Source organism: Clostridium amazonense, assembly GCF_056431285.1.
On sequence record NZ_JBWKMH010000033.1, the window covers coordinates 186,239 to 210,643 of the forward strand.

The 24,405-nt window shown below is 25.6% G+C and carries 36 protein-coding genes; 2 read left to right on the plus strand and 34 right to left on the minus strand.

Annotated features, from left to right (window positions below; genetic code table 11):
- Positions 1 to 112: 112 nt before the first annotated feature.
- From AC07E4_RS15435 to AC07E4_RS15505, 15 genes are all read right to left on the minus strand, one after another.
- Positions 113 to 1,054, minus strand: a complete 942-nt coding sequence (locus AC07E4_RS15435; RefSeq protein ID WP_478216889.1) for an amidohydrolase family protein — start codon at positions 1,052 to 1,054, stop codon at positions 113 to 115.
- Positions 1,055 to 1,073: 19 nt separating this feature from the next.
- The gene (locus tag AC07E4_RS15440) at positions 1,074 to 1,586 is read right to left on the minus strand and encodes a GNAT family N-acetyltransferase (RefSeq protein WP_478216890.1); all 513 of its coding nucleotides are present in this window, start codon (positions 1,584 to 1,586) and stop codon (positions 1,074 to 1,076) included.
- Between the two features lie 40 nt (positions 1,587 to 1,626).
- Entirely contained in the window at positions 1,627 to 2,478 is an 852-nt protein-coding gene (locus AC07E4_RS15445) for a GNAT family N-acetyltransferase (protein ID WP_478216891.1), read from the minus strand.
- Between the two features lie 67 nt (positions 2,479 to 2,545).
- A complete protein-coding gene (locus AC07E4_RS15450) occupies positions 2,546 to 2,920 on the minus strand; it encodes a nuclear transport factor 2 family protein (RefSeq protein WP_478216892.1) in 375 nt (124 codons plus the stop codon).
- Positions 2,921 to 3,014: 94 nt separating this feature from the next.
- A complete protein-coding gene (locus tag AC07E4_RS15455) occupies positions 3,015 to 3,668 on the minus strand; it encodes a zinc dependent phospholipase C family protein (protein ID WP_478216893.1) in 654 nt (217 codons plus the stop codon).
- Positions 3,669 to 4,075: 407 nt separating this feature from the next.
- Complete coding sequence (locus AC07E4_RS15460) at positions 4,076 to 4,582, minus strand: P-loop nucleotide/nucleoside kinase family protein (protein WP_478216894.1); 507 nt, start codon at positions 4,580 to 4,582, stop codon at positions 4,076 to 4,078.
- Between the two features lie 28 nt (positions 4,583 to 4,610).
- Positions 4,611 to 5,033, minus strand: coding sequence for an NUDIX hydrolase (locus tag AC07E4_RS15465; RefSeq protein ID WP_478216895.1), 423 nt, complete (start codon positions 5,031 to 5,033; stop codon positions 4,611 to 4,613).
- Between the two features lie 121 nt (positions 5,034 to 5,154).
- Positions 5,155 to 5,823 carry a hypothetical protein gene (locus AC07E4_RS15470; protein WP_040329258.1) on the minus strand — a complete coding sequence of 223 codons (669 nt, stop codon included), beginning with the start codon at positions 5,821 to 5,823 and terminating at the stop codon, positions 5,155 to 5,157.
- 50 nt (positions 5,824 to 5,873) lie between these two features.
- On the minus strand, positions 5,874 to 6,740 hold the full coding sequence (locus tag AC07E4_RS15475) for an aminoglycoside 6-adenylyltransferase (protein WP_478216896.1): 867 nt from the start codon (positions 6,738 to 6,740) through the stop codon (positions 5,874 to 5,876).
- 11 nt (positions 6,741 to 6,751) lie between these two features.
- Positions 6,752 to 7,453, minus strand: a complete 702-nt coding sequence (locus tag AC07E4_RS15480; protein ID WP_478216897.1) for a 5'-methylthioadenosine/adenosylhomocysteine nucleosidase — start codon at positions 7,451 to 7,453, stop codon at positions 6,752 to 6,754.
- Positions 7,454 to 7,485: 32 nt separating this feature from the next.
- Positions 7,486 to 8,034, minus strand: coding sequence for a GNAT family N-acetyltransferase (locus AC07E4_RS15485; RefSeq protein WP_478216898.1), 549 nt, complete (start codon positions 8,032 to 8,034; stop codon positions 7,486 to 7,488).
- A 52-nt stretch (positions 8,035 to 8,086) separates the two neighbouring features.
- Positions 8,087 to 9,070, minus strand: a complete 984-nt coding sequence (locus tag AC07E4_RS15490) for a phosphotransferase (protein WP_478216899.1) — start codon at positions 9,068 to 9,070, stop codon at positions 8,087 to 8,089.
- 54 nt (positions 9,071 to 9,124) lie between these two features.
- Positions 9,125 to 9,805, minus strand: coding sequence for a hypothetical protein (locus AC07E4_RS15495; RefSeq protein ID WP_478216900.1), 681 nt, complete (start codon positions 9,803 to 9,805; stop codon positions 9,125 to 9,127).
- 65 nt (positions 9,806 to 9,870) lie between these two features.
- A complete protein-coding gene (locus tag AC07E4_RS15500) occupies positions 9,871 to 10,227 on the minus strand; it encodes a MazG nucleotide pyrophosphohydrolase domain-containing protein (RefSeq protein ID WP_430829799.1) in 357 nt (118 codons plus the stop codon).
- 51 nt (positions 10,228 to 10,278) lie between these two features.
- A complete protein-coding gene (locus tag AC07E4_RS15505; protein ID WP_478216901.1) occupies positions 10,279 to 10,770 on the minus strand; it encodes an ASCH domain-containing protein in 492 nt (163 codons plus the stop codon).
- 240 nt (positions 10,771 to 11,010) lie between these two features.
- Between AC07E4_RS15505 and AC07E4_RS15510 the strand changes: the two genes are divergently transcribed.
- Positions 11,011 to 11,964, plus strand: coding sequence for a transposase (locus AC07E4_RS15510; protein WP_478216902.1), 954 nt, complete (start codon positions 11,011 to 11,013; stop codon positions 11,962 to 11,964).
- Between the two features lie 244 nt (positions 11,965 to 12,208).
- Here AC07E4_RS15510 and AC07E4_RS15515 read toward each other — a convergent pair whose 3' ends face one another.
- The 15 genes from AC07E4_RS15515 to AC07E4_RS15585 all read right to left on the minus strand — a co-directional run bounded on the left by AC07E4_RS15515 (position 12,209) and on the right by AC07E4_RS15585 (position 19,854).
- A complete protein-coding gene (locus tag AC07E4_RS15515) occupies positions 12,209 to 12,346 on the minus strand; it encodes a hypothetical protein (RefSeq protein WP_158644494.1) in 138 nt (45 codons plus the stop codon).
- Positions 12,347 to 12,497: 151 nt separating this feature from the next.
- Positions 12,498 to 13,130, minus strand: coding sequence for a Type 1 glutamine amidotransferase-like domain-containing protein (locus tag AC07E4_RS15520; protein WP_478216903.1), 633 nt, complete (start codon positions 13,128 to 13,130; stop codon positions 12,498 to 12,500).
- Positions 13,131 to 13,243: 113 nt separating this feature from the next.
- Positions 13,244 to 13,426 (minus strand): hypothetical protein, encoded by a 183-nt coding sequence (locus AC07E4_RS15525; RefSeq protein WP_040329267.1) that lies wholly within the window; start codon positions 13,424 to 13,426, stop codon positions 13,244 to 13,246.
- Positions 13,427 to 13,575: 149 nt separating this feature from the next.
- Positions 13,576 to 13,791, minus strand: coding sequence for a hypothetical protein (locus AC07E4_RS15530; protein ID WP_478216904.1), 216 nt, complete (start codon positions 13,789 to 13,791; stop codon positions 13,576 to 13,578).
- A 137-nt stretch (positions 13,792 to 13,928) separates the two neighbouring features.
- Complete coding sequence (locus AC07E4_RS15535) at positions 13,929 to 14,093, minus strand: hypothetical protein (protein ID WP_478216905.1); 165 nt, start codon at positions 14,091 to 14,093, stop codon at positions 13,929 to 13,931.
- Positions 14,094 to 14,322: 229 nt separating this feature from the next.
- Positions 14,323 to 14,772, minus strand: coding sequence for a GNAT family N-acetyltransferase (locus AC07E4_RS15540; protein ID WP_478216906.1), 450 nt, complete (start codon positions 14,770 to 14,772; stop codon positions 14,323 to 14,325).
- 49 nt (positions 14,773 to 14,821) lie between these two features.
- A complete protein-coding gene (locus AC07E4_RS15545; protein ID WP_478216907.1) occupies positions 14,822 to 15,322 on the minus strand; it encodes a GNAT family N-acetyltransferase in 501 nt (166 codons plus the stop codon).
- Between the two features lie 25 nt (positions 15,323 to 15,347).
- Positions 15,348 to 15,815: an HD domain-containing protein gene (locus AC07E4_RS15550; protein WP_478216908.1), complete on the minus strand. Its 468-nt coding sequence runs from the start codon at positions 15,813 to 15,815 to the stop codon at positions 15,348 to 15,350.
- 38 nt (positions 15,816 to 15,853) lie between these two features.
- The gene (locus tag AC07E4_RS15555; RefSeq protein ID WP_040329271.1) at positions 15,854 to 16,342 is read right to left on the minus strand and encodes a GNAT family N-acetyltransferase; all 489 of its coding nucleotides are present in this window, start codon (positions 16,340 to 16,342) and stop codon (positions 15,854 to 15,856) included.
- A 53-nt stretch (positions 16,343 to 16,395) separates the two neighbouring features.
- A complete protein-coding gene (locus AC07E4_RS15560; protein ID WP_478216909.1) occupies positions 16,396 to 16,899 on the minus strand; it encodes a GNAT family N-acetyltransferase in 504 nt (167 codons plus the stop codon).
- 31 nt (positions 16,900 to 16,930) lie between these two features.
- Positions 16,931 to 17,509, minus strand: a complete 579-nt coding sequence (locus AC07E4_RS15565) for a GNAT family N-acetyltransferase (protein WP_478216910.1) — start codon at positions 17,507 to 17,509, stop codon at positions 16,931 to 16,933.
- Complete coding sequence (locus AC07E4_RS15570; RefSeq protein ID WP_040329276.1) at positions 17,499 to 18,059, minus strand: GNAT family N-acetyltransferase; 561 nt, start codon at positions 18,057 to 18,059, stop codon at positions 17,499 to 17,501. The genes AC07E4_RS15565 and AC07E4_RS15570 overlap by 11 nt, the downstream gene beginning before the upstream one ends.
- Positions 18,060 to 18,083: 24 nt before the next feature.
- Entirely contained in the window at positions 18,084 to 18,458 is a 375-nt protein-coding gene (locus AC07E4_RS15575) for a hypothetical protein (protein WP_040329277.1), read from the minus strand.
- An 81-nt stretch (positions 18,459 to 18,539) separates the two neighbouring features.
- The gene (locus AC07E4_RS15580) at positions 18,540 to 18,986 is read right to left on the minus strand and encodes a GNAT family N-acetyltransferase (RefSeq protein WP_051540415.1); all 447 of its coding nucleotides are present in this window, start codon (positions 18,984 to 18,986) and stop codon (positions 18,540 to 18,542) included.
- The gene (locus AC07E4_RS15585; RefSeq protein ID WP_478216911.1) at positions 18,973 to 19,854 is read right to left on the minus strand and encodes a GNAT family N-acetyltransferase; all 882 of its coding nucleotides are present in this window, start codon (positions 19,852 to 19,854) and stop codon (positions 18,973 to 18,975) included. The genes AC07E4_RS15580 and AC07E4_RS15585 overlap by 14 nt, the downstream gene beginning before the upstream one ends.
- 237 nt (positions 19,855 to 20,091) lie before the next feature.
- Between AC07E4_RS15585 and AC07E4_RS15590 the strand changes: the two genes are divergently transcribed.
- Positions 20,092 to 20,952, plus strand: coding sequence for an SDR family oxidoreductase (locus AC07E4_RS15590; RefSeq protein WP_478216912.1), 861 nt, complete (start codon positions 20,092 to 20,094; stop codon positions 20,950 to 20,952).
- Positions 20,953 to 21,019: 67 nt separating this feature from the next.
- Here the strand turns inward: AC07E4_RS15590 and AC07E4_RS15595 are convergent, their stop codons facing one another.
- The 4 genes from AC07E4_RS15595 to arsM form a co-directional block, all read right to left on the minus strand.
- The gene (locus AC07E4_RS15595; protein ID WP_040329282.1) at positions 21,020 to 21,421 is read right to left on the minus strand and encodes a GNAT family N-acetyltransferase; all 402 of its coding nucleotides are present in this window, start codon (positions 21,419 to 21,421) and stop codon (positions 21,020 to 21,022) included.
- Positions 21,422 to 21,477: 56 nt separating this feature from the next.
- Positions 21,478 to 22,284 carry a PP2C family serine/threonine-protein phosphatase gene (locus AC07E4_RS15600; RefSeq protein WP_478216913.1) on the minus strand — a complete coding sequence of 269 codons (807 nt, stop codon included), beginning with the start codon at positions 22,282 to 22,284 and terminating at the stop codon, positions 21,478 to 21,480.
- A 74-nt stretch (positions 22,285 to 22,358) separates the two neighbouring features.
- Entirely contained in the window at positions 22,359 to 23,279 is a 921-nt protein-coding gene (locus tag AC07E4_RS15605) for a glycosyltransferase family 2 protein (protein WP_478216914.1), read from the minus strand.
- A gap of 322 nt (positions 23,280 to 23,601) precedes the next feature.
- The gene (gene arsM / locus AC07E4_RS15610; protein ID WP_158644496.1) at positions 23,602 to 24,399 is read right to left on the minus strand and encodes an arsenite methyltransferase; all 798 of its coding nucleotides are present in this window, start codon (positions 24,397 to 24,399) and stop codon (positions 23,602 to 23,604) included.
- Positions 24,400 to 24,405: the final 6 nt, after the last annotated feature.

Sequence of the window (24,405 nt, forward strand, 5' to 3'; positions counted from 1 at the left end):
ATTTATTCCTCCTCATACTTAAAATAACAAAATGATTTTACATTCAAAACTATATATTATATTTAATATTCAAAATATTAATATAATTTTTAAGACTTGTCCTATTTTTAACCTATACATTGTGAAGTAGTTTTAAACCATTTTCTCTTATTTCATTTAATTCTTCACAGTTAAAAACACCTGCATTATAAAGATTTAAGAATTCTTCTGATACACTTTTATCAAAAATAATCATATCATCTGTATTTACTGTAACTTTAACACCATTATCATATAATTTTCTGATTGGATGATTACTATAATTCTCTACCCTTGAAAGATAAATATTGCTTGTTGGACAGATATTTAGTTGAATTTTATTATTTGCAAGCCATTTCATTACGCTTTTAGAGTTGGCTGCTGAAATGCCATGTTGAACCTGATTTAACTCTAATTCCTCTACAACTCTTTGAACTAACTCAGCACATCCAAACTCACCAACATGTGCTTTTAAAATTAATCCATTATTCTTTGCCTTTTTAAACACTTTTTTAAATTTAAATAAATTATTTTCATCACCATAAATATCTATAGATTTAAAATAATCATAGTGTAAAAACTCATTTAATTTTTCATTAACTTCATCAATATCCATATATGAACCAAGTGCAATTTCAGGTATAAAAACAGTATTAGGTGCAAATTTAAGATGAATTTTTTTTAATGAATTAATCATATTTTCCACAGAGTTTGCATATTCAGAAACCTCATCTATATTAAAGCTCATATTTAACAATCTAACGCCATCCATATTAGCTTGAACAAAAGCTGCTTCTATCCTCTTTTCATAACCCTTAACACCTTTTATAAATGGTTTTATATTTTTTAAATTCCACTCATTCATTTCATTAAGATTTTTAAAAATAGGAGCATCTGGTATTTTTATACCTTTCCATTCTTCTATATATCTTTTATTTCCACCTCTTGGAGCATGATTATGCAAATCACTTTTAGATATTTTTCTTATTTTCGCTAAATCCTTATTTTTTAATGCTTCAATAAAATCACTATTCATAAATCCCCCATTTTTTAAACTACTCAATCATAATACTGTACTTAAATAAATACTCATTTTCATCTTTATCAAAAATCGTCCCTAATAGTTTTCCATTGTTCTTTTCTATAATTTTTTTTGATGATATATTATCTACATTACAAGTTAAAATTGCTTCTCTTATTCCTATATTTTTAGCCTTTTCTAATGCAAGTCTTAAAATTTCATATCCATATCCATTGTTTCTATAATATGGTGATATATCATAACCTATATGTCCAGCACAATCTACTTCTTTATGTCTAATTCTAACAACTCCTACAACTTGATTTTCAAAAATCATCCAAAATGTTGAAGTTGTAACTTCATCTTTTAATAAATTAATTCCATTTGCATGATCACATAAATCATTTAAATATTCATCAAAATTTTCTAGTGATTTCTTATATTTATGGAAATAATGATGATCATTTATATCTTTATATGATTGAGCATAATCTTTAAAACTTTTTTCATATATCTTATTAGGCTCACTAAGTATTAAATTCTTCATAAAAATTCTCCATTTTACTATAAATTAATTATATATATTTTTATTTTAGTGCTATATAACTAGAATAACCTGTCATTTCAAAGCCTTCATGTTTATAAAATTCCACAGCATTTAAATTGCTTTTCATACAATATAAATAAGGATTACCTCTATTTAATTCTAATATATGTTTCATTGCATGATTTAACATATATTTTCCAATTCCTTTACCTTGCTTATTTATTGCAACTGCAAGTATATCTATTTCTAATCCATCTAATATATATGCTCCTATAATATTATTTTTTTCTATAACTACATAAAACTCACTACGATTTGACTTATCTATCCATTCATGTAAAAAAGTATTTTTGCTATTTAAAAATACTTTTTCATTAGGATTATCAAATGTATGAGCTAACGATTTATTAAACATATTACATACATCATTAATATGTTTTTCTTTAAATGGCACAATTTCTAAATTATTTATATAAGTACACTCTTCATTTTTTAACATTTTCTTTTGTAGTGTAAATTCATAAATTTCTTCACCTTTTTCTTTATATATTAATTTTTTAAGTAAAAACTCTTCAAGCTTTTTATTTCTTGGTGAATACCAAATCCTTATATTATAGTTATCATGACTGTCACTTTTAATAAGATTTAACACTTCATCATTAACTTCTTCTGGCATATCTTCATTAAATCCTATTTGTATGTGAATTTCATCTTTAATTATATATTCACAATACACACCTATAGTGTGATTTTCTGAGTAATACAAGCACTTTTTATTTTCTATTTCATTATTCTCAAATATTTCTTTTTCTCCTCTATCAATACTTGATATAACTTTTTTTGCGTTATATTCTTCATCTTTGTTTTTAATTTCTCTAAACTTTGTTTCCATTACAAAACCTTTATAACATATAAATTACGTTTTTAATAACTTTTTGTCTTTTTCATAATTATCAATTTCAAAACTTAGATGTTAATGTTCCTTGATGAAAAATCATCTTCCACTTTTTATCATCACATTTCCATATAGAACTACGTAATGTATACTTTTTATTTTCATTTAATTCATTATGCTTTATTACCTTATACATTGCTAAAACACAATCATCAGATAACTTTTTTATTTCAAAATTTACTATTTCCCAGTTCAGTTCTGTATTGTCTTCCTTATCCTGATAAATATCACCATATTTATAATGGTATTCAAATCCTGAACTACAAAACTCTACAAAATCATTGCTCACTATTTCACTTATTTTTTCTGCTGACTTCCTAGTATCTGACTTTAATAAATCATTTTCTAATTTTAATATCTGCTCTTTCAATAATTTCATCTTTAATCTTCCTTTTAATAATATTATAATAAATTTAAATTCGTTTTTTTATTTTTCTATTTTTTCTGATATTTCTTTGGAAATACTTTTAATTCTATTTATATAACAACTTTTTAATATATTTAGATTCCTCCCAAATAAACTCTTGCATTTTAGGCAATGTAATGTACTTATTTAAAGATATATCTGCATGATGTTTTCTATTTACAAAATTATTAAATAATATATCATTTCTCATTTTTTCTATATCACTAGCAAATGCAATATTAGTAACGTTATATGCTTTTGCGTCTTTAAGCATTTTCCATATTGTTTTTTTATTTTTATTTATTAAATATAACTCATAATCCATATTATAAGATTCTTTATTATAATCACGTTGGGTTTTACTATCTAAATCAATGCTATTTTCTAATAAAAATGGTGTCCAAAATTTTATATTATTTTGTATATCAGTTATTACATGACAACAATATCCTTTTATAAAATCTGAATTTTCTTGATTTTTATTTTCTTCTAAGAACTTATATACATCATTTAACCACTTTTTATTATCTTTTGTTTCACCCCATTTTTCAGTTCCAAAACATAAGTGACTTTTCTTTTTCATATCACTATTATAACCTTCTCTTAAATGTACTGAATCAGGTGCTATAGCTCCTAAAATGAAATCACCTGGATTTTTTATTTCTGATGTATTTTTTACTATATTGTATGCAATCTCTAAATGAGTCATTTGAAATGGCATTATATAACACATCCTTTAATTATATTTCTATTTTATATTTAAGCTTTTCATATCTTATGTTTATTAGTTTTAATACTCTTAAAGTTTTATATTCTTACTTTTGAAAAAGCCTTTTTTGTTTCATATAATCTATTGCCTTAGTTTTATTTTTTTCTTTGAAAACATATTCAATTTCTTTCTTTTGACTATAATAACTATTAAATCTTTCTTCTGAAAGACTTCCATCATCAATTGCTTCTCCTACTTCGCATTTCAGCTCATTTGTATGCGTACAATTAGAAAACTTACACCTTTTTGATAATTCTACTATATCCTCAAAGTTCTCTTCTATTTTTTCTATATAATTTATACTTTCACATATATCATTATTTTTTTCAAATTCAAATTACCACCTTTAAATATATTTTTTACATTAAATATTCATAAATTAATTTCATATCATAACTATTTTCTGTGCTTGTATCTAAAACTAAAATTTCTTTATCAACTGGTTTAATTGTTGTATTTAGAACACTATTAAATTTTTCTTCGTTTATACTTTCAATCTGACTTACAACTCTATCTCTTGTTTGAATTCTATTTTTAATAATCGAATAATCCTCTACTCTACATTCAATATACTTGTAATTTACACCACATTTATCTGCTATAGAAATTCCATTTTTTAAAATTCCTTCATAAAAACATGGTGTATCAATAATTACACTTAGTTCCATATTTAAATAGAATTCAGCTAAATCAAAAACTATATCATATGAAACACTAGCTGCAATATCTTCTTTAATATTTAAATTAATCATTGAACTTTTTATTATGTCTCTATCTATTACAATTGCACCTGTTCTTTTAGCAATCTTTTTTGATAAGGCAGATTTTCCACTCCCTGGATGTCCAGCCATTTGCAATAAAAACATTACAGTTCCTCCTTATTCTTATAAAAATCTAATGGTTATCTTGTGAGTTCCAAATCTTAGCATTTTCAAATAATACAGGAGTTATATCTTTATATGTTAGGTTTTTAGGTAATTCCTTAAAAATTTTAACTTCTTGCATTTCACTATTAGGAATATCTACTAACTCTTTTATTTCAGCCATAAATACCATTCCATTTCCACCAGAATTATCATCACCTGCCCAATAATCAAATATTGGAGTTATTTTAAACTTTACAGCTCCAGACTCTTCAAATAATTCTCTTTTTGCTGCTTCAAGTGGGGTCTCACCTTTTTCTATATGTCCTCCTTGAGTTTCCCATGTAGAACGTTCTTTATGGCGACTTAACATAATTTCACCCTTATATTTAGAAAGAATTACCACATGTTTATACTCTTTCAACTCATTTAGTGGATAAATCTTACATTCCATTATTCTTCAAACCTCCCTACTCAAACTATTTTATATTTGCAAAATATATTGCATTTTCTTGTGCTTACTTAATGTAAAAATATTTACATTAAGTAAAAAACTGCACGAGCCAAGTCAATCTCTAAATCTCTTCATTAGAACAGTTAAAAAATTTTTTCCCATCATAACATTTATCTTGAATTTCTTTATAATCATAATATTTAATTTTTCTATCTACTTTTAAAATTCCTTGTTTAGCCTCAGATCCATCTATCAGTCTTCCTGTTTCTTTTGAAATTTTCCCTGTAATAAATCCATTTGTACATGCATAAAAGCAAATTCCTGTATTATCACTTTCATCTATAAGTGTAATCCACTCTAGCCCATCTTCATTGGTAACAAAATGCTTGTCCACTACTTCTTTATAAAACTTATTCAATTCTCTATCAGTTAACTTATCTTTATCATATTTAACTAAGCCATATTTTCCTGATTTACTTATTTTCTCATACCCATCAACTTCCACTGTTTTAAGTTGCATATTTTCACTTATTGATAATGGTTTTTGTATAAACAAAGCCACTGGATAATCTAATCTAAACCAATTGCTAAAGCTAAAAAAATTACAATTTATAATCATAAATATACCAAAAACAAGTGGCAATGCTCTTTTACTGTCTTTATCCTTAATTGCCTTTAAAAGTTCATATGCAGTTATAATTACAAATATTGCTGGTACAAATACTAATAAATAAAACAATCCTACTATTTTAGGCCATTTTTTTATAATTAGATTCAATTCTTCTTTCATAAATTCACTTTCTCCTTTGTCTATCTAATTTCACTTCTCATTTGTATAATTTATTCTAAAGTGTTATTTTTAACCTTTATTAAATAATCTGTCATATTTTTATCTTCCATTTGATTATACTTATATCCAAGTTTACTAGAGACATTATCTGCCACAATCCTAAACAATTCACAGGCTTTAAATACTGAAATCCAAAAATTATCATAATCGCTATTGGAATAAGTTTTTGCATACATTTCATATAAATCATCTGAAAGATATTTCTTAAAGTACTTACCCATTTTTCCTGCTGATAACGAAAACTTTGTATTAACACCAATGTGCCACTCTATCATTTTTACAAGCATATCTCTTACTGGCACATTAAACATCCACATAGCATATGGAAGTTCATCCCTAGCAATACCTTTTGCTACATTATTTAAACACCACCAAAATTCATTGCAACAACCTTTGAATTCTGCTTCTGTAGGCTTCTTTATCCAGTAATCTATATCCGTTGGCTTGGATAAATTAGGTATAATATTATCTTTATCTAATAATTTCAAATTAAGTTTATCATTATTATATTCTTTTAATACTTCTTCTTTGATTTTTATACCTAGATCAATTCTATTTCCATCTTTAAAAAGCATTAACCAGGTATATGAACGACTAAAATCTCCTTCTTTACCAAAAGCAACATCAATTAAATCTGGTTCTTGAACAATTGCTATATCTCCAAACATAGAAATCCAATTCTTATCTTCTAAAAATGATTTAGTTTCTGTAACCACATATACAATATCATAGTCTTGATAAATATCCTTTTCCACATTAGGGTTAGTGCGAGATCCACCCATATATACAGCCCTAATTCTTTCATCTTCCCTTGCAATATTAAGTATTAAATCCATAATCTCTTTTTCACTTCTCAAAATCTTCCCTCCTAATTACACCCTATGAATTTCAATTCTTTTATAATTTCTTCTGTTATCTTCATAGAATTTAAAGCTGCTATATTCACATTGTTTTTAAATGAATTAGATGCATCTTCATCTGCATTATCTGAAATTGAACGAATAACTACAAAAGGAATATTATTTACATAGCATGCATGTGCAACACTTGCACTTTCCATATCCACACATAATGGATTAAATCTTTCTATTAATTCTTCTCTTTCATTATTTGTAATAAACCTCTCCCCTGTAATAATTCTTCCAACATAGCATTTGTTAGAAATATCTTTTGATTTCATAATCTTCTCACATATATTTATAAGTTGACTATTTGCTCTAAAATATATATCCTTCATATAAGGATGATATTCTATTAAAATTTCCTTTGATACATCATGATGTGCAATATCATTTGAAATAATAGTATCACCTATTTTAAGCTTTTTATCTAATCCACCGGCTACTCCAGTTAAGATAACATGCGTAACTTCAAATTTATCGATTAATATCTGAGTAGTTATTGCTGCATTTACCTTACATACACCACAAATTACTGCTACAACTTCAACACCTTCATAATTTCCAACATAGAACTTTAACATAGCATATTCTACTATTTTTACATCACATATTTTATTTATAAACTCCATTATCTCTTTATCACTAGGTCCAATTACCCCTATTTTCATTTTACTCCCCACCTTTTTTAACTTTATTTCAATTATATAATGTCATATTTATTTAATACTTTCATTATATTCTTATTCATTTCATCTATATTACAAATAAAAACATCCACTGGAAGCTTTTCTTCTAATTGATTATCTATTCTCATAACAGTTGCACCATATTTTCTGTAGTATGAATTTGATGATGAATAATGAAGATTATAAATTACAATTTGTTTCATTCCTAAATTCTTATAATATGACAATAGCCTGTTTACAAGCATTAAAGAAACTCCTTTATTTCTATATTCTGGATATACCCACAATCCATTTAATTCAATCCCACGCTCTAAAATATCATCTATTTCAGCAAAACTTGTAAACGCCACCCCTAACAATTTTTCATTTTCAAATGCTCCTAATATTACTCTAACATCATTATTTTCTACGCCTTCATGCATCCATGATAACCAAAATTTTATTTCTTTATCTATATTTATCTTATTATTTGATAAACCACCTAATTCTTCTGGCCAACATAAAGCCTTTAATTCAATTGCCTGTCTCATATCAATATCTCTTAACTCACGTATAATAATCACTTTTATCCCCCAAAACTAAAAAACACATTTGTAATATTATCTTTAAATTTGTTTAATTAATCTTTCCAATTAAACAATTTAATTCATTAATTCCACTTGTAATAAATTCTTGCTCATTAAAATTTTTATTTATTTCATTATCACTAATTTTTAACATACTTAATACATCTTTATATTTTCTTATAAGCAATATATTTGAGTATAAATCAATCATTTCTTCTTCATTATTTAATAAAATTCTTATAGATTTATATCCTTTTAATATATGTTCATAAGTGATATTCTCATAACAAAGCTTTATAACTGCTAAATCATGTATTCTAAATCCATATGCACAATGATCAAAATCAAATATAGTTATATTTTTTTCATTATCTAAGTGTATATTTGATGGATTCAAATCTCCATGAATTATTCCATATGTTTCATCATTTAAAGGTATTTCCTCTATTTTCTTATATAAATATCTAATATCTAAGTCTAAAAAATTAATTGAATTTAAATTATATTTTTTTGAATATTTTCTTAGCATTTCAATAGGTTCTTTTATAAGATAATCTGCATCTATTTTGTACCTTTTATAAATGCTTCTAAATTCAGTAGATTCTTTATGTATTTTGGCTATATCTTGTCCAAACTTTATAGCTATATCCTTATTTAACTTAGTATCAACAGGCTTACCTTGTGCAAAAGAAAACATAGTTATGAATCTTACTTCATTTTTATAAATTATTTTGCTTAGAACTTCATCTTTTATATTTTTTATTGGGTAAGAAACTGGTAATTTTTTTAAATTAAGAAAACTCAATAAATCTAATTCCAACTTAAAATCATCTATATCATTAATATAATACTTATTATTTAAATATACTCTTAAAATATATTTATTATCTTTAGTCTCTATTAAATAATGATCATTAAAACTTCTTCTAATAAATTTACAGTCTATTATTTCAGAAATGTCGTAAATCTTTCTAATTAAGTTTCTTATATCATTGTTACTTATAATTAAATTTATATTTATCACCACTTTCATAAAATACTATATAAATAAATATCGGCATTACTATTAATACCGATATTAGTTTATTTAACCATGAAAATACCCAGTTCTTGCTGAAACTACAACAAAAGGAACTTCTTTTCCATCTTTTTTAATATATGCTTGATATAAATCTCCTTCTAATGGTTCTACTCTAACTACATTCTCACCATATGCATTATATAAGTCTTTTCCAAACATATCTTTCCAATCATTGGAGATAGCTGCATTTGAGGTTATATATTTTGCAAAACTTTCTACATCATCTGCTTTTCCTCCATTAGCTATATAATTTTTATATAATCCTTCAATATCAACTTTATTTAAAAATGTATTGCTCCATTTTATTTTTTCTGCCTCTGACTTATTTTCTTGACCACTAATAATATAACTTTTAACTTTTTCTGCAATATTATCATTCATACTATTACTAGAAGATTCACTTGATTTACTATTTTCTTCTACCTTTTTTGTATTATTTACTACTACTTTTTTATCCTCTGTAGATGTACTCTCAGTCTCATTTTTGTTTTCAGTATTAGTTTTATCTGGTGTAGCTACAACCTTATTATTATCTTTAGTTTTCTTAGTGCTTTCAGTTTTTTCTATAGCCTTAGAACTTCTAGTTTCTTCCTTACTAGAGGTATTGTTACTATTAGAACATCCAACTCCCACTATAACCATTGAACAGACTAACATTATAACTAACATTAATTTTGGAACTTTCATTTTATATCATCATCCTTTTGAAATTCTTATAATATTATGAAACAACAATTAATTATCAGTACATACTATGTAAACATTTTTTTATACTCCTCTTCAAAATCTCTTTCCATATTCTTTAAATGTTTTTTAATAAAGATTTCTGATAACTCTTCTGAACTAATTCCATAAGAAATTAAAACAGCGCTATAATACATTACTACATCCGATAGTTCTTCAATAAATGCCATTCTAACTTTCTCATTATCCATAATGTCATCTTCACCACGCTTCTTTATTATAGATATGACTTCTCCAATTTCTTCAATCATCCATAACAAACTGGTTCTGCCATTTTCAGGTGTAAGCGGTGCCCATTTTTCCTTATATCTCTCTTGTAATTCATTTTGCATAGTTATAATATCCGATAACTTTAAATCCGACATTTTTCACATCTTCTTTCTCAAAACATTCTGTCTTTTTATTTGTTTTAATATTTAACTACTACTTTCAACATCTCTATAAACAACTTCAAACTCTTCAAATACAACTAACATATCTTCTGTAAACTTAAGATTTAACCTATTTAATTCTTTTGAGAAAAACTCTATATGAACTTTTCTCCAATACTCTAAGGATTTATCTCCTTCCCCTTCTATCGCTGCAAACTCATCATCTACATCTTTAAAAGGTATTATAGTTACATTTTTAGTTTTGATAATACACTTGGGATTTCCATACCAATCTGTAATTACATTATACTCATTAACCTTGGGCAATTTCTCATTTTCTATTTCATATAAAAAATAAAGAGATGTTGTTCCCCTTTTTATGCCTTTCTTTGTCAACTCTGCTAAATCATTAGCACTCTCTTCATTATCGCAAAAATACCATGAGTCATACTTTTTATTAGTACTATTTACATTTTCACCTATATGTAATAAATAATCTTTCCACATTTTTTCAACTTCTTCACACTTTTCCCACATAGCTCCCCCCAATAATTGAAATTAATTTTTAAACATATTATATCACACAATAAATCACTTTATGGTTTTTTTTACATATTTTTGTATAATGCTTTGTACATGACTGTCACCTACCTTAAATTTATATACATCACTTTTTACATGACTGTCACCTAAATTTTTTGTTTTTATAAATATTGTCTAAATAAATCTTAACAGTCAATAATTACAGATAATATTATAAAAAAAGGAGAGATTATCTTGTCACGTCATGCAAGAATAACTGATATAAATGGAATATATCATATAGTTATTAAACAATCTAAATCAAAACCATTGTTTCCTAAGGAAGCTGATAAAAAGAAACTTCTAGAAAAAATAACAGAAAGTAAAACAAAATATCAATTCAAAGTATATTCATATTGTTTAATGGATACCCATGCTCATTTTATAATTGACTCTAATGGAGAAGAAATTTCAGATATAATGAAAAATATTAACCTTAGATATTCTAAATATTACAATAAAGAACACAATACAGATGGTAAATTATTAAAAGAACGTTTTTTTAGTGAGCTTATAACTTCAGATGAATATTTATTAAAAGCCTCATTATACATTCATGCTAATCCTAAGGATATGATTAGATATAGCACAAATCTAGCTTCATATAAATATTCAAGTATAAGGTTTTATTTAGGTGAAAAAGATGAACTTGAAATAATTGATACAAGTTTTATCCTTAGCATTTTATCCAAAAAAATACTATATGCTACTGAATCATATGCACAATTATTTGAATATACATTAGAACAAAAAGCAACTCATTTTAAAGACTTAGACATTTCCATACCAATAAAAATCAAAAATCAATACATAAAATTAGACATTGATGATATGGAATTTGAAGTAACTCGCAGTATTTTAAAAAGAAACTTTGAAGTAGAAGAAATCCTAGCCTTTATAGAACAAGAAACTGGTATATCACGAAATTCATTTTTAATTAAAGATTCAAGGGAGGTAAAAATACCCAAAGCCATTTTTGCACTACTAATGGGAATATACACAAGAAAAAGCAGTTATGAAATAGGTCATATACTAGGTAATATATCAATTGAACAAGTTAGTTCTTTATGTAATGATGGAATTTCATTAGTTCTCAATAAATTAGATTATAAAAATATAATTGAAAAATTTTATAATCAAGCTAAATAAAATCAAAATTTTTTAAATTTAATTTCTCATTTCTTTTTTAGTATTAAGATATTGTACAAGCATTGTATTAATCACTAATAAAAATATATTTATATAGTACATTTCACATATTAATCATCATTCATGATATTCCCCTATTAAATAGCAATAAAATATAGGTGACAGTCATTTATATTAGTGACTGTCACCTTTTATTGTATTGATCTTTTATTTATGACTGTCACCTAATAAAGGCAAGTTTAAATTATTTAACATAATTATTTACAATTATATCTAACTTTTTTAAGAATAATTTTTCTTTATCACTTAATTTATTTTTCTCTAGTAATTCTTTTCCTAATTCTAAACAAGTTTTTAGGAAGTCTCGCATTGTCTCATCCATTGCTTTTCTCTCCCTATTTTTAAATTTTATTTTCTTCTTTAAACTTTTTAATTATTTATCTCAATATATACTTTATGCTAATATCTTTCATGTGGCACAATATTTAAATATAATGACATTATTATAAATTTGCTTATAATATAATGAACTTTTAATGTTTTTTATATTTAAAATAATTACCATAAATATCAGTTTTATTATTAACAACTGTAATAAATGAGTTATCATGGATTCCATAAATATCATTATATTTTGCAGCTTTATAAATTTCATTAATATGTTCTTCAGTTGCTTCATTTAAATGCGGTTCAATATTTATATCTACAAGTCCTATGCCTTCATATATAGATAGTTCTGGGATGTTGTCTTCTATGTCTTTTGCAAGAATAACTTTTTTAGCCATGTTTATTGACCCTGCACTCATACCTATAGTGATACCTTCTCTATTTTGCAAATCAGAAATTAAATCGTATTCATTTATATGTTTAATTTGTTTAAGTGTGTCCCCTCCAGAAATCCATACAATGTCTGCTTTTTCTATATATTGTTGTGCCTCTTTCTTTGTAACTCTACTATCTATACAATATACTTTTTTAAATGTAATGTTATATTCATTAAACATATTTATAAATACATTTATATATTTATCTGTTTTTGAGTGCATATTAAAGTCAGATGCAATAAATACAAATACACCATTATTATTATAATATTTTTTTATATATTGAATAAATTCCTCTGTGAATCCATTAGGAAAACCACTTGTTAAAATTGATACTTTCATTTTTTCCCCCTATTCATCAATATATTTATATTTCAATATAAAAAATACCGTATATTCACTTTTGAATAATACAGTATTATAAATAATTTATTTAATTGTTTCCTTTATAAATATTATGAACGACCTTTCTTACCTTTATTTTCTCTTGTTAATGAATATCCTATAAATGCTGACATGCACCCTATTATACCACCACCTAATATTCCTATTATAATCATGAAATTAGATTTGCTTGAAAAGTATATTCCAAGAATAAACATAAGAAACCCAACTAAGAATAATATTTTATATTTCAAAACATACCTCCATTGTTTATTATAGAACTAAGCTTATTATTTAATTAATATAAAATTATACCATAACATACTTACATTTTCATAATTTTATATAAATCATGATATCTTATAATACTCATTATTCAATTTTTAAAGAGCATATTTTACTTTTATTTCTTATTATCGAATTTAAAGATTAATTTTTTCCCATCAAATGTTTTTTCAAAGTTTCCTAATGTGTAATTATTTATAGTTTTATTCCAAAATGCCTGTCCTTTTTTATTTGAATTTGTACCATTTGTATAAACTCCCCATTTGCCTTGAAATCTATTAAAAACTTGTTTAGCTACAATTTCAGCAATGTTTTTTCTCCTATATGGTCGCATCAAGAAGAACTCATGTACATAGTATTCAACATTTTTGGTGCAAACTTACCAGTAGACACTAATATGAATCCTGCTGGATTTTTATCTACAAAAATTATAAATGGAAATAGTTCTCCTTGTTTCTTAAACCATACATCTTATATATGATATTGTTCATCTAAAGTTTTCACCGATTCATATTCATAAATTCCATATTTATTGGGAATATTTCCATAGATTTCAGACAAATCATACAAGTATAATGGATATATATTTCTAATTATATTATCTTTATCTGCTAAAATTGTTTCTACATTTACCATAATAATCTCCTATAGTTATTAAAAATTATATAAAAAATAAGCAATAAAAACTCCAATCCTTATTGCTTAAAACAAAATTATGAGATTTATCTCTAAAAATAAATAATGTGATGCTTAAAAATTCTACATTATTATTATAAATATTATTTATATATATTTTATCTAAATTCTATATAAAGTAGTCATTTCTTACATAAATTACTGTTTTACTACAAAATAAAATTTAAAGTTATAATTTATATTCCATTTGTGTGTATATTTCTTTAAAACCTAAAGACTTATATAAATGATAACCTTCATCTGTATAATTCAAAATAATTTTTGAAACTCCTTTTTTTCTTGCTTCATCCATTAATAATTTTATTAATTTTTTTGAATGCCCTTGTTTTCTATATTCTTGCTTAGTATATACATTTAGTAGTTCACCTACTTTACCACTATAATTGGATGGAAGCGGTATTGTTTGAAATATGCACAACATACAAGATGCAACTATATTTTTATTCTCCATAGCAATGTATATTATCAAATTATCACTATTTATATAAGTTTCAATATATTCCCTTGTTTTCTCTCTAAATAACTCCACATTCTCAATATTTCTTATTAGTGTAACAAATTCAATTCTATTTTCAACAAAAGCATCAATATCACTTGTTTGAAGTTTTCTATATTCCATGATTTCACCTCAAGATTATATTTTAATATACAATATTTTACAAATAAATTTATGCATTTCTCATATCATATTTATAAATTAATCCATCTTCACTATTGGGATATTTAAACTTTAAAAATCCTAATTTTTCAAATACATTTCTGGATCTTAAATTATCTACATAAACCTCTGCAATAATAGTATTTGCATTTAATTTCTGTTTTGAATAATTTATAAATCCACAAGTGATTTCTTTTGCATATCCTCTATTCCAATATGTTCTACGTAATCTAAATCCAACTTCAAATTCTCCATATTTATCAGTTGGAACTATAAAAGCCATACCAATTTTAACTTTTTCGTCTTTATTCTCTACACAAAATGCTCCTGTTCCTGGAAACTTTGAGTACTGATTAATCCACTTTTTTATATCACTTTTACAATCTTCATAACTCATAGAATCCCAGCTATTAAATCTAATGCATTCTGGATTGTTATTTATATCATAAAGCAAATCAATATCTTCATGTGTAAATTTTCTAATAATAAGTCTATCTGTTTCTAAAATCATTTAGCACATCACCTTCATTTTTAACTTATAAAATACCAAATTCTCTTTTTAGTTTTTCATATCTCTCTTTTTCATGTGGCTTTATTTCAAGCATAGTATTATATAAACAATGTTGAAGTACATCTGCATCTTTTAAGACTTCATTAAAATTAGAATGAATTAAATTTTTATCACTATGAGTGTAAATTGCATCACAAATTAGTTTACTTTCATCATCACTTGTTAAATTTAGTTTTGCTAAAATTTCCTTTGCCATTGTAGCTCCTTTATGTGCATGATTATTTGAATCCATAGTTGCATATGAATATATATCATGTAACATACCTGCCATTGTAGCAAGTTCTGAATTTTCTTCACGTTTTAACGCAATTAATACACAAAATTGTGACACCCCATATAAATGCATATAAGCACATCTTCTTTCCTCAACATCTGTCATGTTTAAAATTATTTCATCAATATACTTTCTTAAAACTTCAACTCTATTTCCCATCATTTCCCCCTCATTGTAAATAAACTTTTATTTTATTGTTAAATAGGTTTATTAATTCCAAATATATACTGCTCAGCTCCAAATCTTGAAAGTATTTGTTCTAAATGCATACCAACCCTTTTAAGAAGATTGCATGATGCTGTATTAGCAGATTGTGTTTCAGCAACAATCTTATTTAGATCTAATTCATAAAATGCATAATCAATAATTTTTCTAATAACCTCTTCTGCATAACCATATCCCCAATACTTAGGCATAAATTGATATGATAACTCTGTATTAAATCCATCATGATGTTTATCAAGAGATACCAATCCAATTACTTCATTGGTATACTTTAGTCGTACAATCCAGTAAAAAGAATCATTACTACAAGTAATCATATTATGAAAACTTCTATCAAAATTTTCAGAGTTAACAATTCCCCCAAGAAATTTTCTTACTTTTTCATTTATAAATAATTCCTTAACTTGGTCATGATCATTCTTTTTCAGTATGTGCATTTTGCATCTACTGCTTTCTATCATAAATCCTCCTTATAATCTTTATATATTTAATGTAAATAAATTCACATTGAAAATTATTTATTATATTTTATTATTTTTCTCATGTATAACATACCTTCATTTTCAGGACCATATATATCAGGAATGCATCCTACTGGAATAAAACCATTTTTACCATAAAACGCTATTACATCATAATCACCAGCATATGTATGCATGTACATACAATATACATTGTGACCTTTTACATAATTTTCAGCATATTTCAATAACTGTGATCCACATCCATTATTTCTAACGTCTTTTTGTACTCCCATTTCTATAACTTCACAGCTATTATAACCATCATTAATTCCTTTTGGAGGTACATCTATTAATATAGCAATAACACCTAATATATTATTTTTTTCACTAAATGCTCCAAAAAATTCAGCTCCACTATAATAAAATCTATCAATCCTCTTTTTCAACCAATCAAGATGTTCTTCATTTTTCACATTGAAAATACTATATTCTATTTCACCAATAAGTTCATAAAAAATATTTATTTCATCTTGCATAACTCTTCTTATTTTCATTATATTTTCTCCAGCCTATATATATATGATTTTAAAGTAATTCTCCTTTTTCATTATAAAATGAATCGCAAAATTTCATAATTCCATTGATTTGATTTATATTATTCTTACTTAAAAATATAATTTTTAGATAATCATTTTCAGGATTATTTTCTGACAATATTACATTATGCTTTAATGCAGGCTCAAATCCAAATTGGAGATAATAATTTCCCCCTGTTAATGCTACCCATTCATAACCTAATTCTTTTGCCTTTTCTAGCCCATTTTTTACAAGTTCTTTTCCTATACCCATATTTTTATGTTTAGGTTCTATCCCTAATGGTCCTAAAGATAATCCTTTATTATTTCCAATATGAGCTTCTGATAATAAAATATATCCCACTATTTTATTATCTATCACAGCTACTATTGATAATTCTTTTACAAATCCTTTATCACATCTAACCTTATCTACAAATTCCCATTCATTAAACTCATCATTGTCTCCATCACAATAAAAAGCTGATTTTACTACAGATTTAATTTCTTCTAAATCAGCATCTACAGCTTGTCTTATTATTAACTTCTCATTATTTATTACACCCTCTTTTTTAATTTCATTTTTCACTCTTATTCATCCCCTTTCTATATTTTCTATAATAAAAATAACTGTCACTTTCCATATTAGGTTGTTTATGACTAATAGGAGTCCTTTTTTCAAAAAGCTCAAAGCCACATTTTTCTGCAAGTTTACATGATGCTATGTTTGCACAGTCTATAGTTAGAATAAGGTATTTTATATCTGATACCTGAAAGCACCACTTTACCAATTGATTTACTCCTTCTAATGTATAACCCTTTCTTTGATATTTCTCTGACATAAAATATGCTACTTCAACTTCATTTAATGTGTCTTCCATACCCATGCCAACCATACCAATCATCTCATCTGTGTCATTTAACGCAATCACATATCTTTTGTTCTCATAAATATCAATTGAATTTTTTTGAGTTTGATGCCAGTCAATATACTCAAAATATGCTTCTTTTGAATCTCCAGCTTCTGACCAATCATGCATAAATCTTAAAATATTATTTTCTCTAACAATTCTATAAAGATTATCTGCATCTTTTCTCTCAAAATCTCTAATTACTATTTCTTTTGCTTCTATTCTCATACAATTTCCAACCTTATATAAATATTATTTCTTGCCTGATTTAATAAACTCTATTAATTTATTTACATCATCAAAATCATCATAATCTCCATTTATCCCATCTCTATGATATACAACACCATTTTTTTCATTTTGTTCTAAGCAATCAAGAAGTTTCTCTATTCCATACCTTTGTATAAACAACGTAAATCCATAAGGCTTTATTTTGTTTAATAATCCTTTATGACATTCTTCATTACAGGAATAACAAGCATCTATACATTTTTTTATAGAACATTTACGATTTTCACACCATTCTTTACCTGTACAGTTTCCTGAGTCACATCCAGAACATTTTGTATTTTCAGAACACAATGAGCAAGCAAGTCCACAACGTGCAATTCCTAATTCTCTTTTCATTCTATCTCCTTTATTTAATTTATAATTCCATTAGGCCTATGCCATTAATATAGTTATTTTTAATATCTTTTATCAAAAACATTAAAATTTATAATAATATAACTCTTCATCATCAATCTTTTTTCCAGTATTAATAAATCCTATCTTTTCGTAAATATGCTTTCCTCTCATATTTTCAGAGTCAGTTGACAAGAAAACTTCTTTACAATTCTTAATGTTTTTCATTTCTTCCAATACCATTTTTATTGCCTTTGTTCCAAAACCATGTCCTTGATATTTTTTATCAATCATAATCCTACAAAGCTCATAAAACTTCTGCTCTTCACAATATCCATACATTGTAAATCCAATAATCTCTCCATCATGTTCAATTGCCTTAGTTATCCATGTTTCTTCATACTTAGCTTGTACAATTGAGAAAGCATTTGATGCAACATATTCTTCACAAAGTGTAGGCATATTTTCCTTATTTGTAGTTAGACATACAATCTTTTCCCAATTGTTTTTAGTAATATCAATTAACTTCATAAATCTCTCCTTCATATTTTTTAGTGTTATAATTAAATTTATTTAGATATTCTTCAACAAACTTTCTATTTTCATGCCACCAATACATTTCATAAGTTTCCACTATCTTAAACCCTAGTTTAAGAGCCAGCTTTTTAGAATTCTCATTGCCCTTATCACAATCCCACACAGGTTTAATATCATTTTTTACACAATGTTTTATAAATTCTGAACAAGCCAATAATGCAAATCCCTTGCTTCTAAATTCATCCATTGTTATAATATCAATTTCAGCAACTCCTTGTCTTACATAATATATATTACAAACACTCACAAATTTATTATCTTTTAATACACAAAATCCAAATCCATTTTTAAGAAAGTTATCTGATGATCCCCATAGATTTTTATATGATGAATCTACTTCTTTTATATATTTTTCAAATAATGTAGAATTCATCTTTTTTACTTCAAATCCATCTCCATTTTCTTTTATTTCACTCCATTTTAAAATTGATGATAGTTTTGAATAATCCCATACAAATAATTCTCTACTCAATTTAGCTGCATTATTACCAAGCATTTTATTTAATTTAACAATCCACTTTGTAGAAGAACAATATAAATCGAAGTAGTTTCTATGATTTTTTCTATTCAATAAATATTCCTGTATGAATTCATTAAAATCATCATTAATTGTTTCTCCTGCCACTAAGTATTTTCCACTTTCACAAACTATCAAACAACATTTAGGGTTCATATTGGTATCTACATAAATCTTTCCCTTTTGAATTCCTTCTACAACTGCATATGCAAATGTAGAGTGTACCTTTTCTTGGTTTAATAATTCAACAACATTACCAAATTCACATTCATTTAAAATTATCATTAAATATACCCCCTTAGTATTTTATCGCCCTATCTCTTTAAACTAACCATCTTACTAAATTATACAACTTACTTTATTTATATAATAACCTTAAACATTTTTATGTATTGAAAATAATCCACTTATCCTATACTTTCATTACTTTTTATATTTAACCCCCTTAATAAAAAGTATAAATTCACCTTACAAGGAAATCATAACTGTATAATTAAAATATAAAAAAAGGAGCATTAATTTATGATTTTTCCAAATTCATTTCCTAATCAATATCAAAATCATCAACCTGGATTTGAGTATGAAATGAAACCAAATCCTATATATGATGATCCCTTATATAATAAGTCAAACAACAAACTAAAAGACAAAGTAGCTTTAATTACTGGTGGAGACAGTGGTATTGGTAAAGCTGTGGCTATAGCCTTTGCAAAATCTGGATGTAACATTAGTATAATTTATTTTAATGAAGATACAGATGCTAAAAATACAAAAGAACTTATAGAAGCTGAAGGCGCACACTGTCTTTTAATAAAAGGTGATATAAAAGACAGTACTTTTTGCAAAGAAGCTGTAGATTCTACTTTAAGTGAGTTCAACCAAATTAATATTTTAGTTAATAATGCAGCAGTTCAATATGTCCAAAAAAACTTAACTGACATAACTGATGAGCAATTTGATAAAACTTTTAAAACCAATGTTTATGGAGCATTTTATTTAACTAAAGCTGTTCTTCCTCATTTAAAATGTGGTGATTGTATAATAAATACAGCCTCTGTTGTTGCTTATCATGGACATGAAACTTTAATAGATTATTCTATGACTAAAGGTGCTTTAGTATCTTTTACAAGATCACTATCTATGCAATTAGCTCCTAAAGGAATACGAGTTAATGCTGTAGCTCCAGGTCCTATATGGACACCATTAATACCATGTAGTTTTGACTCTCAACAACTTTCTCAATTTGGCAATAAGACACCTATGAAAAGACCTGGGCAACCATTAGAATGTGCTGGTGCATACGTATTTTTAGCAAGTAATGAAGCTTCATATATAACAGGTCAAACCATACATGTTAATGGTGGCGAAATTGTAAATGGATGATTATTACTAAAAGAAAGAGCAAACAGTTCTTTCTTTTTTATTAGCTTAAATAACTACTATATAAAATTTAATTCATTAACCTTTTTCTTAATAATATTGCTTTAGGATAGTCAAACCCTAATTCTTTATAAAATGATTCTGCTGATTCTAATACGTCTGTAATTATTAGTTCACATCCATTTTCCCTTAGAATATTTTCAACATGCTTAATTAGACTTTTTCCTATTCCTCGTCCTCTTGCCTTTTCTGCAGTTGCAAGTTTAGCAATATATCCTCTAAATCCAAAGTCATATGCAAATATTACTCCTAAAATTTCACCATTTTCTTCATATACAAATGGAAGAGCACTAGCAGAACTACATGCCTTCTCTAATATTTCATCGTTCCAGCACTCATGCCAAAAATAAGGTATTGATTGCATTAAATCTTTTATAGTTTGTAAATCTTCCTTTTTAACTTTTCTAATCATAAAATTTGCCTTCCTATCTCTATAACCTAGTCTTTTTTATATTTTGTAATTTAAATTTATCTTGTTGGCCTAGGAGCTTTTTTATTATTAAAATAACTCCAACCTATCATTGTAGCACTATCTCTTCCCTTTAATTTATGAACTTCATTAAGAACTTTTGATATATTTCCTGATATATAACCATTATCCACTAACATATTACATAACTCTCTATCATCTTCAAATTTTCTATTTCCACACTCTAATACTCCATCAGTAATTAAATATATATAATTTTTTCCTTCTCTTAGTAATCTAGTTCCAGTTGTATAACAAGGAATATCACAATCAAAAGTGTTAACTTTTCCAATCCATTCATAAAATTGTCTTTCATTTAATGCAAATTGATTTAACTCCATAAGTTCAGGATGTAATAAATACACACGATTATCACCTATAGACATCCACCAAAGATACTCCTCTTTTTGAGCAACTATTAAACATGCTGTTTCTCCATTTACATTTTTACACTTTTCTTTAAAATCTTCATTGTTAAACATATCAAAAAACAATTTATGTAACTGTATAAAAGCATTTTTTATAAACATATTTAAATTTTTTTCTATGGAACATTGTTCTTTTTTTATATTTTCAATAACTAATTTAGCACTTTCACTTGTTCCATGTGCATCAAGTAAGACGGCAAATTTCCATTTACTATTTTTATCACAAAGTAAAAATGTAGCATCTTCATTCTTATCTGCACCACTCTCAGTGTTACCACCATAATACCCAATAACTATTTCCCCACAATTTTTAATTGTATCTTTGTTAAGAGACATATCATCACTTCCAAGCCAGTAAAAACTATTGTTTTTCTCCATACCCCCACCCCAAATTACTTAATCTTATAATATTCTTTAACATAATCCGTTTTTTCATTTATCTTTCATCAAAGCTATTCAAAAAACTCACTTCCCTTTAGATCGTTTTCTATTATCTCTTTTGCTTTAACTTTAATATTATTATCTGTAATTTCATTGTATAATCTTATATAAATATTTTTAAATGATTTATAATAATCTTCAAATGTATTTTTTAATTTACTATTTTTACAATTAGTTTCTATATATTTTGTCATATCCTTAGAAATTTCAATTAAATCTTCTATTTTTTTTAATCTCTTTTCATCTTTAATTGTTGTCATTATTGAATCTTCTCTAATTCTTCTCATATAAAATTTATCATTATATAAATATATTTTTTTACAGTTTAAAAGTATTCTTGGAGTCCATTCTTCATCTTCAAGATACACATTTTCTTTAAATCTAAAGTTATTTCTATCTAAATATTCCTTTTTATAAATTTTAATTGTTGGAGAAACATAGTAGTTTTCATTGTCAAATAACAATTGTATAACTTCTTCTGTACTTAATGTTTTTATATCTTCATTTTTTACTCGTAATACTTTTGGATAAATTTCATATGTACATGATTTATAATTTTTATCTATAAAACCCTTATAAACTCCGTATATAATATCACAATCATGTTCTTCAAATATGCTAAAAAACTTAGATATAACATTATTATTTGCAAGATAATCATCACTATCTACAAACATTATATATTTGCCATTTGCAATATCAAGCCCACAATTACGTGATTTTGAAGGTCCTCCATTTATTTGATGAATTACCTTAATTCTTGATTCTTTTTTATGATATAAATCACATATTTCACCACTTTCATCTGTAGATCCATCATCAATTAAAATAATTTCCAAATTTTTATTATCTTGATTTAAAATACTATCTATACATTCCCTTAAATATTTTTCTGTATTAAAAACTGGAATTATTACACTAAAATCATACATATACATTCCCCCTCCTTATTTTCTGATTTTTCTGCATATTTATTGAAAATTGTATCATATATGTTATATATTGTATATGATTCTTTTTAAATATAAATTTGTATCATTTCTGATATATTTTTCTACTTAATTCTTTCTTATAAACTTCAAAAAGATAAGTTTTAAACTCTAAATATTGATTATTAAATACTATTTTCGTTTTAGCTATATTTTCAATATTGCTTATAATTTATGATTTTTAATTAAACAAAATTTAAATTCATATATAATAAAAAACATCACAGAACTTTAACTTCCACACTGTGATGTTTTAATAAGTTTTTTATTTTTTAATTTTTACTGCTTTTACAGATGCAGACATAATATATTCACCAACTTTTAAATTATGTGCCCATTTTTCTGCATATTCTTTTGATACCTCTTTAGTTTCAATTTTAATTTCACTAAAACCAGCTTTTTTTAAATATATTTCTAACTCTTCAACTGAAGATGCCCCTGTAACTCAGCCACAGTAAAGTTTTTCATCTTGTTTCATTTCCTCTGTTAGTTCTCTAATAAGAACTATATCTGAAATAGCTACTCTACCACCATTTTTTAATACACGATAAGCTTCATCATATACTCTTTGTTTATTTGGAGATAAATTTATAACACAATTTGAAATAATTACATCTGCTGTATTATCTGCAATTGGAAGATTTTCAATTTCACCTAATCTAAATTCTACATTTTTATATTTATATTTTCTAGTCATAGTTCTTGATTTACTAATCATCTCAGGTGTCATATCAACACCAATAATATGGCCATTGCTTCCAACCTTCTTTGAAGCTAAAAAACAGTCAAATCCAGCTCCACTTCCAAGATCTATAACTGTTTCTCCTTCTTTTATATTAGCTATTAACTGTGGATTTCCACAACCTAAGCCCATATTAGCATCTTGAGGGGCATTTGACATATCTTCATCAGAATATCCAATCTTACTTGATATTTCTATTGAGGATTTTTTTAACTTAATTCCACCACTACAACATCCATTTTTAGTTACATTTTCAATAGCTATTTTCCCATAACTATTACGTACAGCATCTCTAACATCTACTTTTTTAAAATCACTCATTTTCTG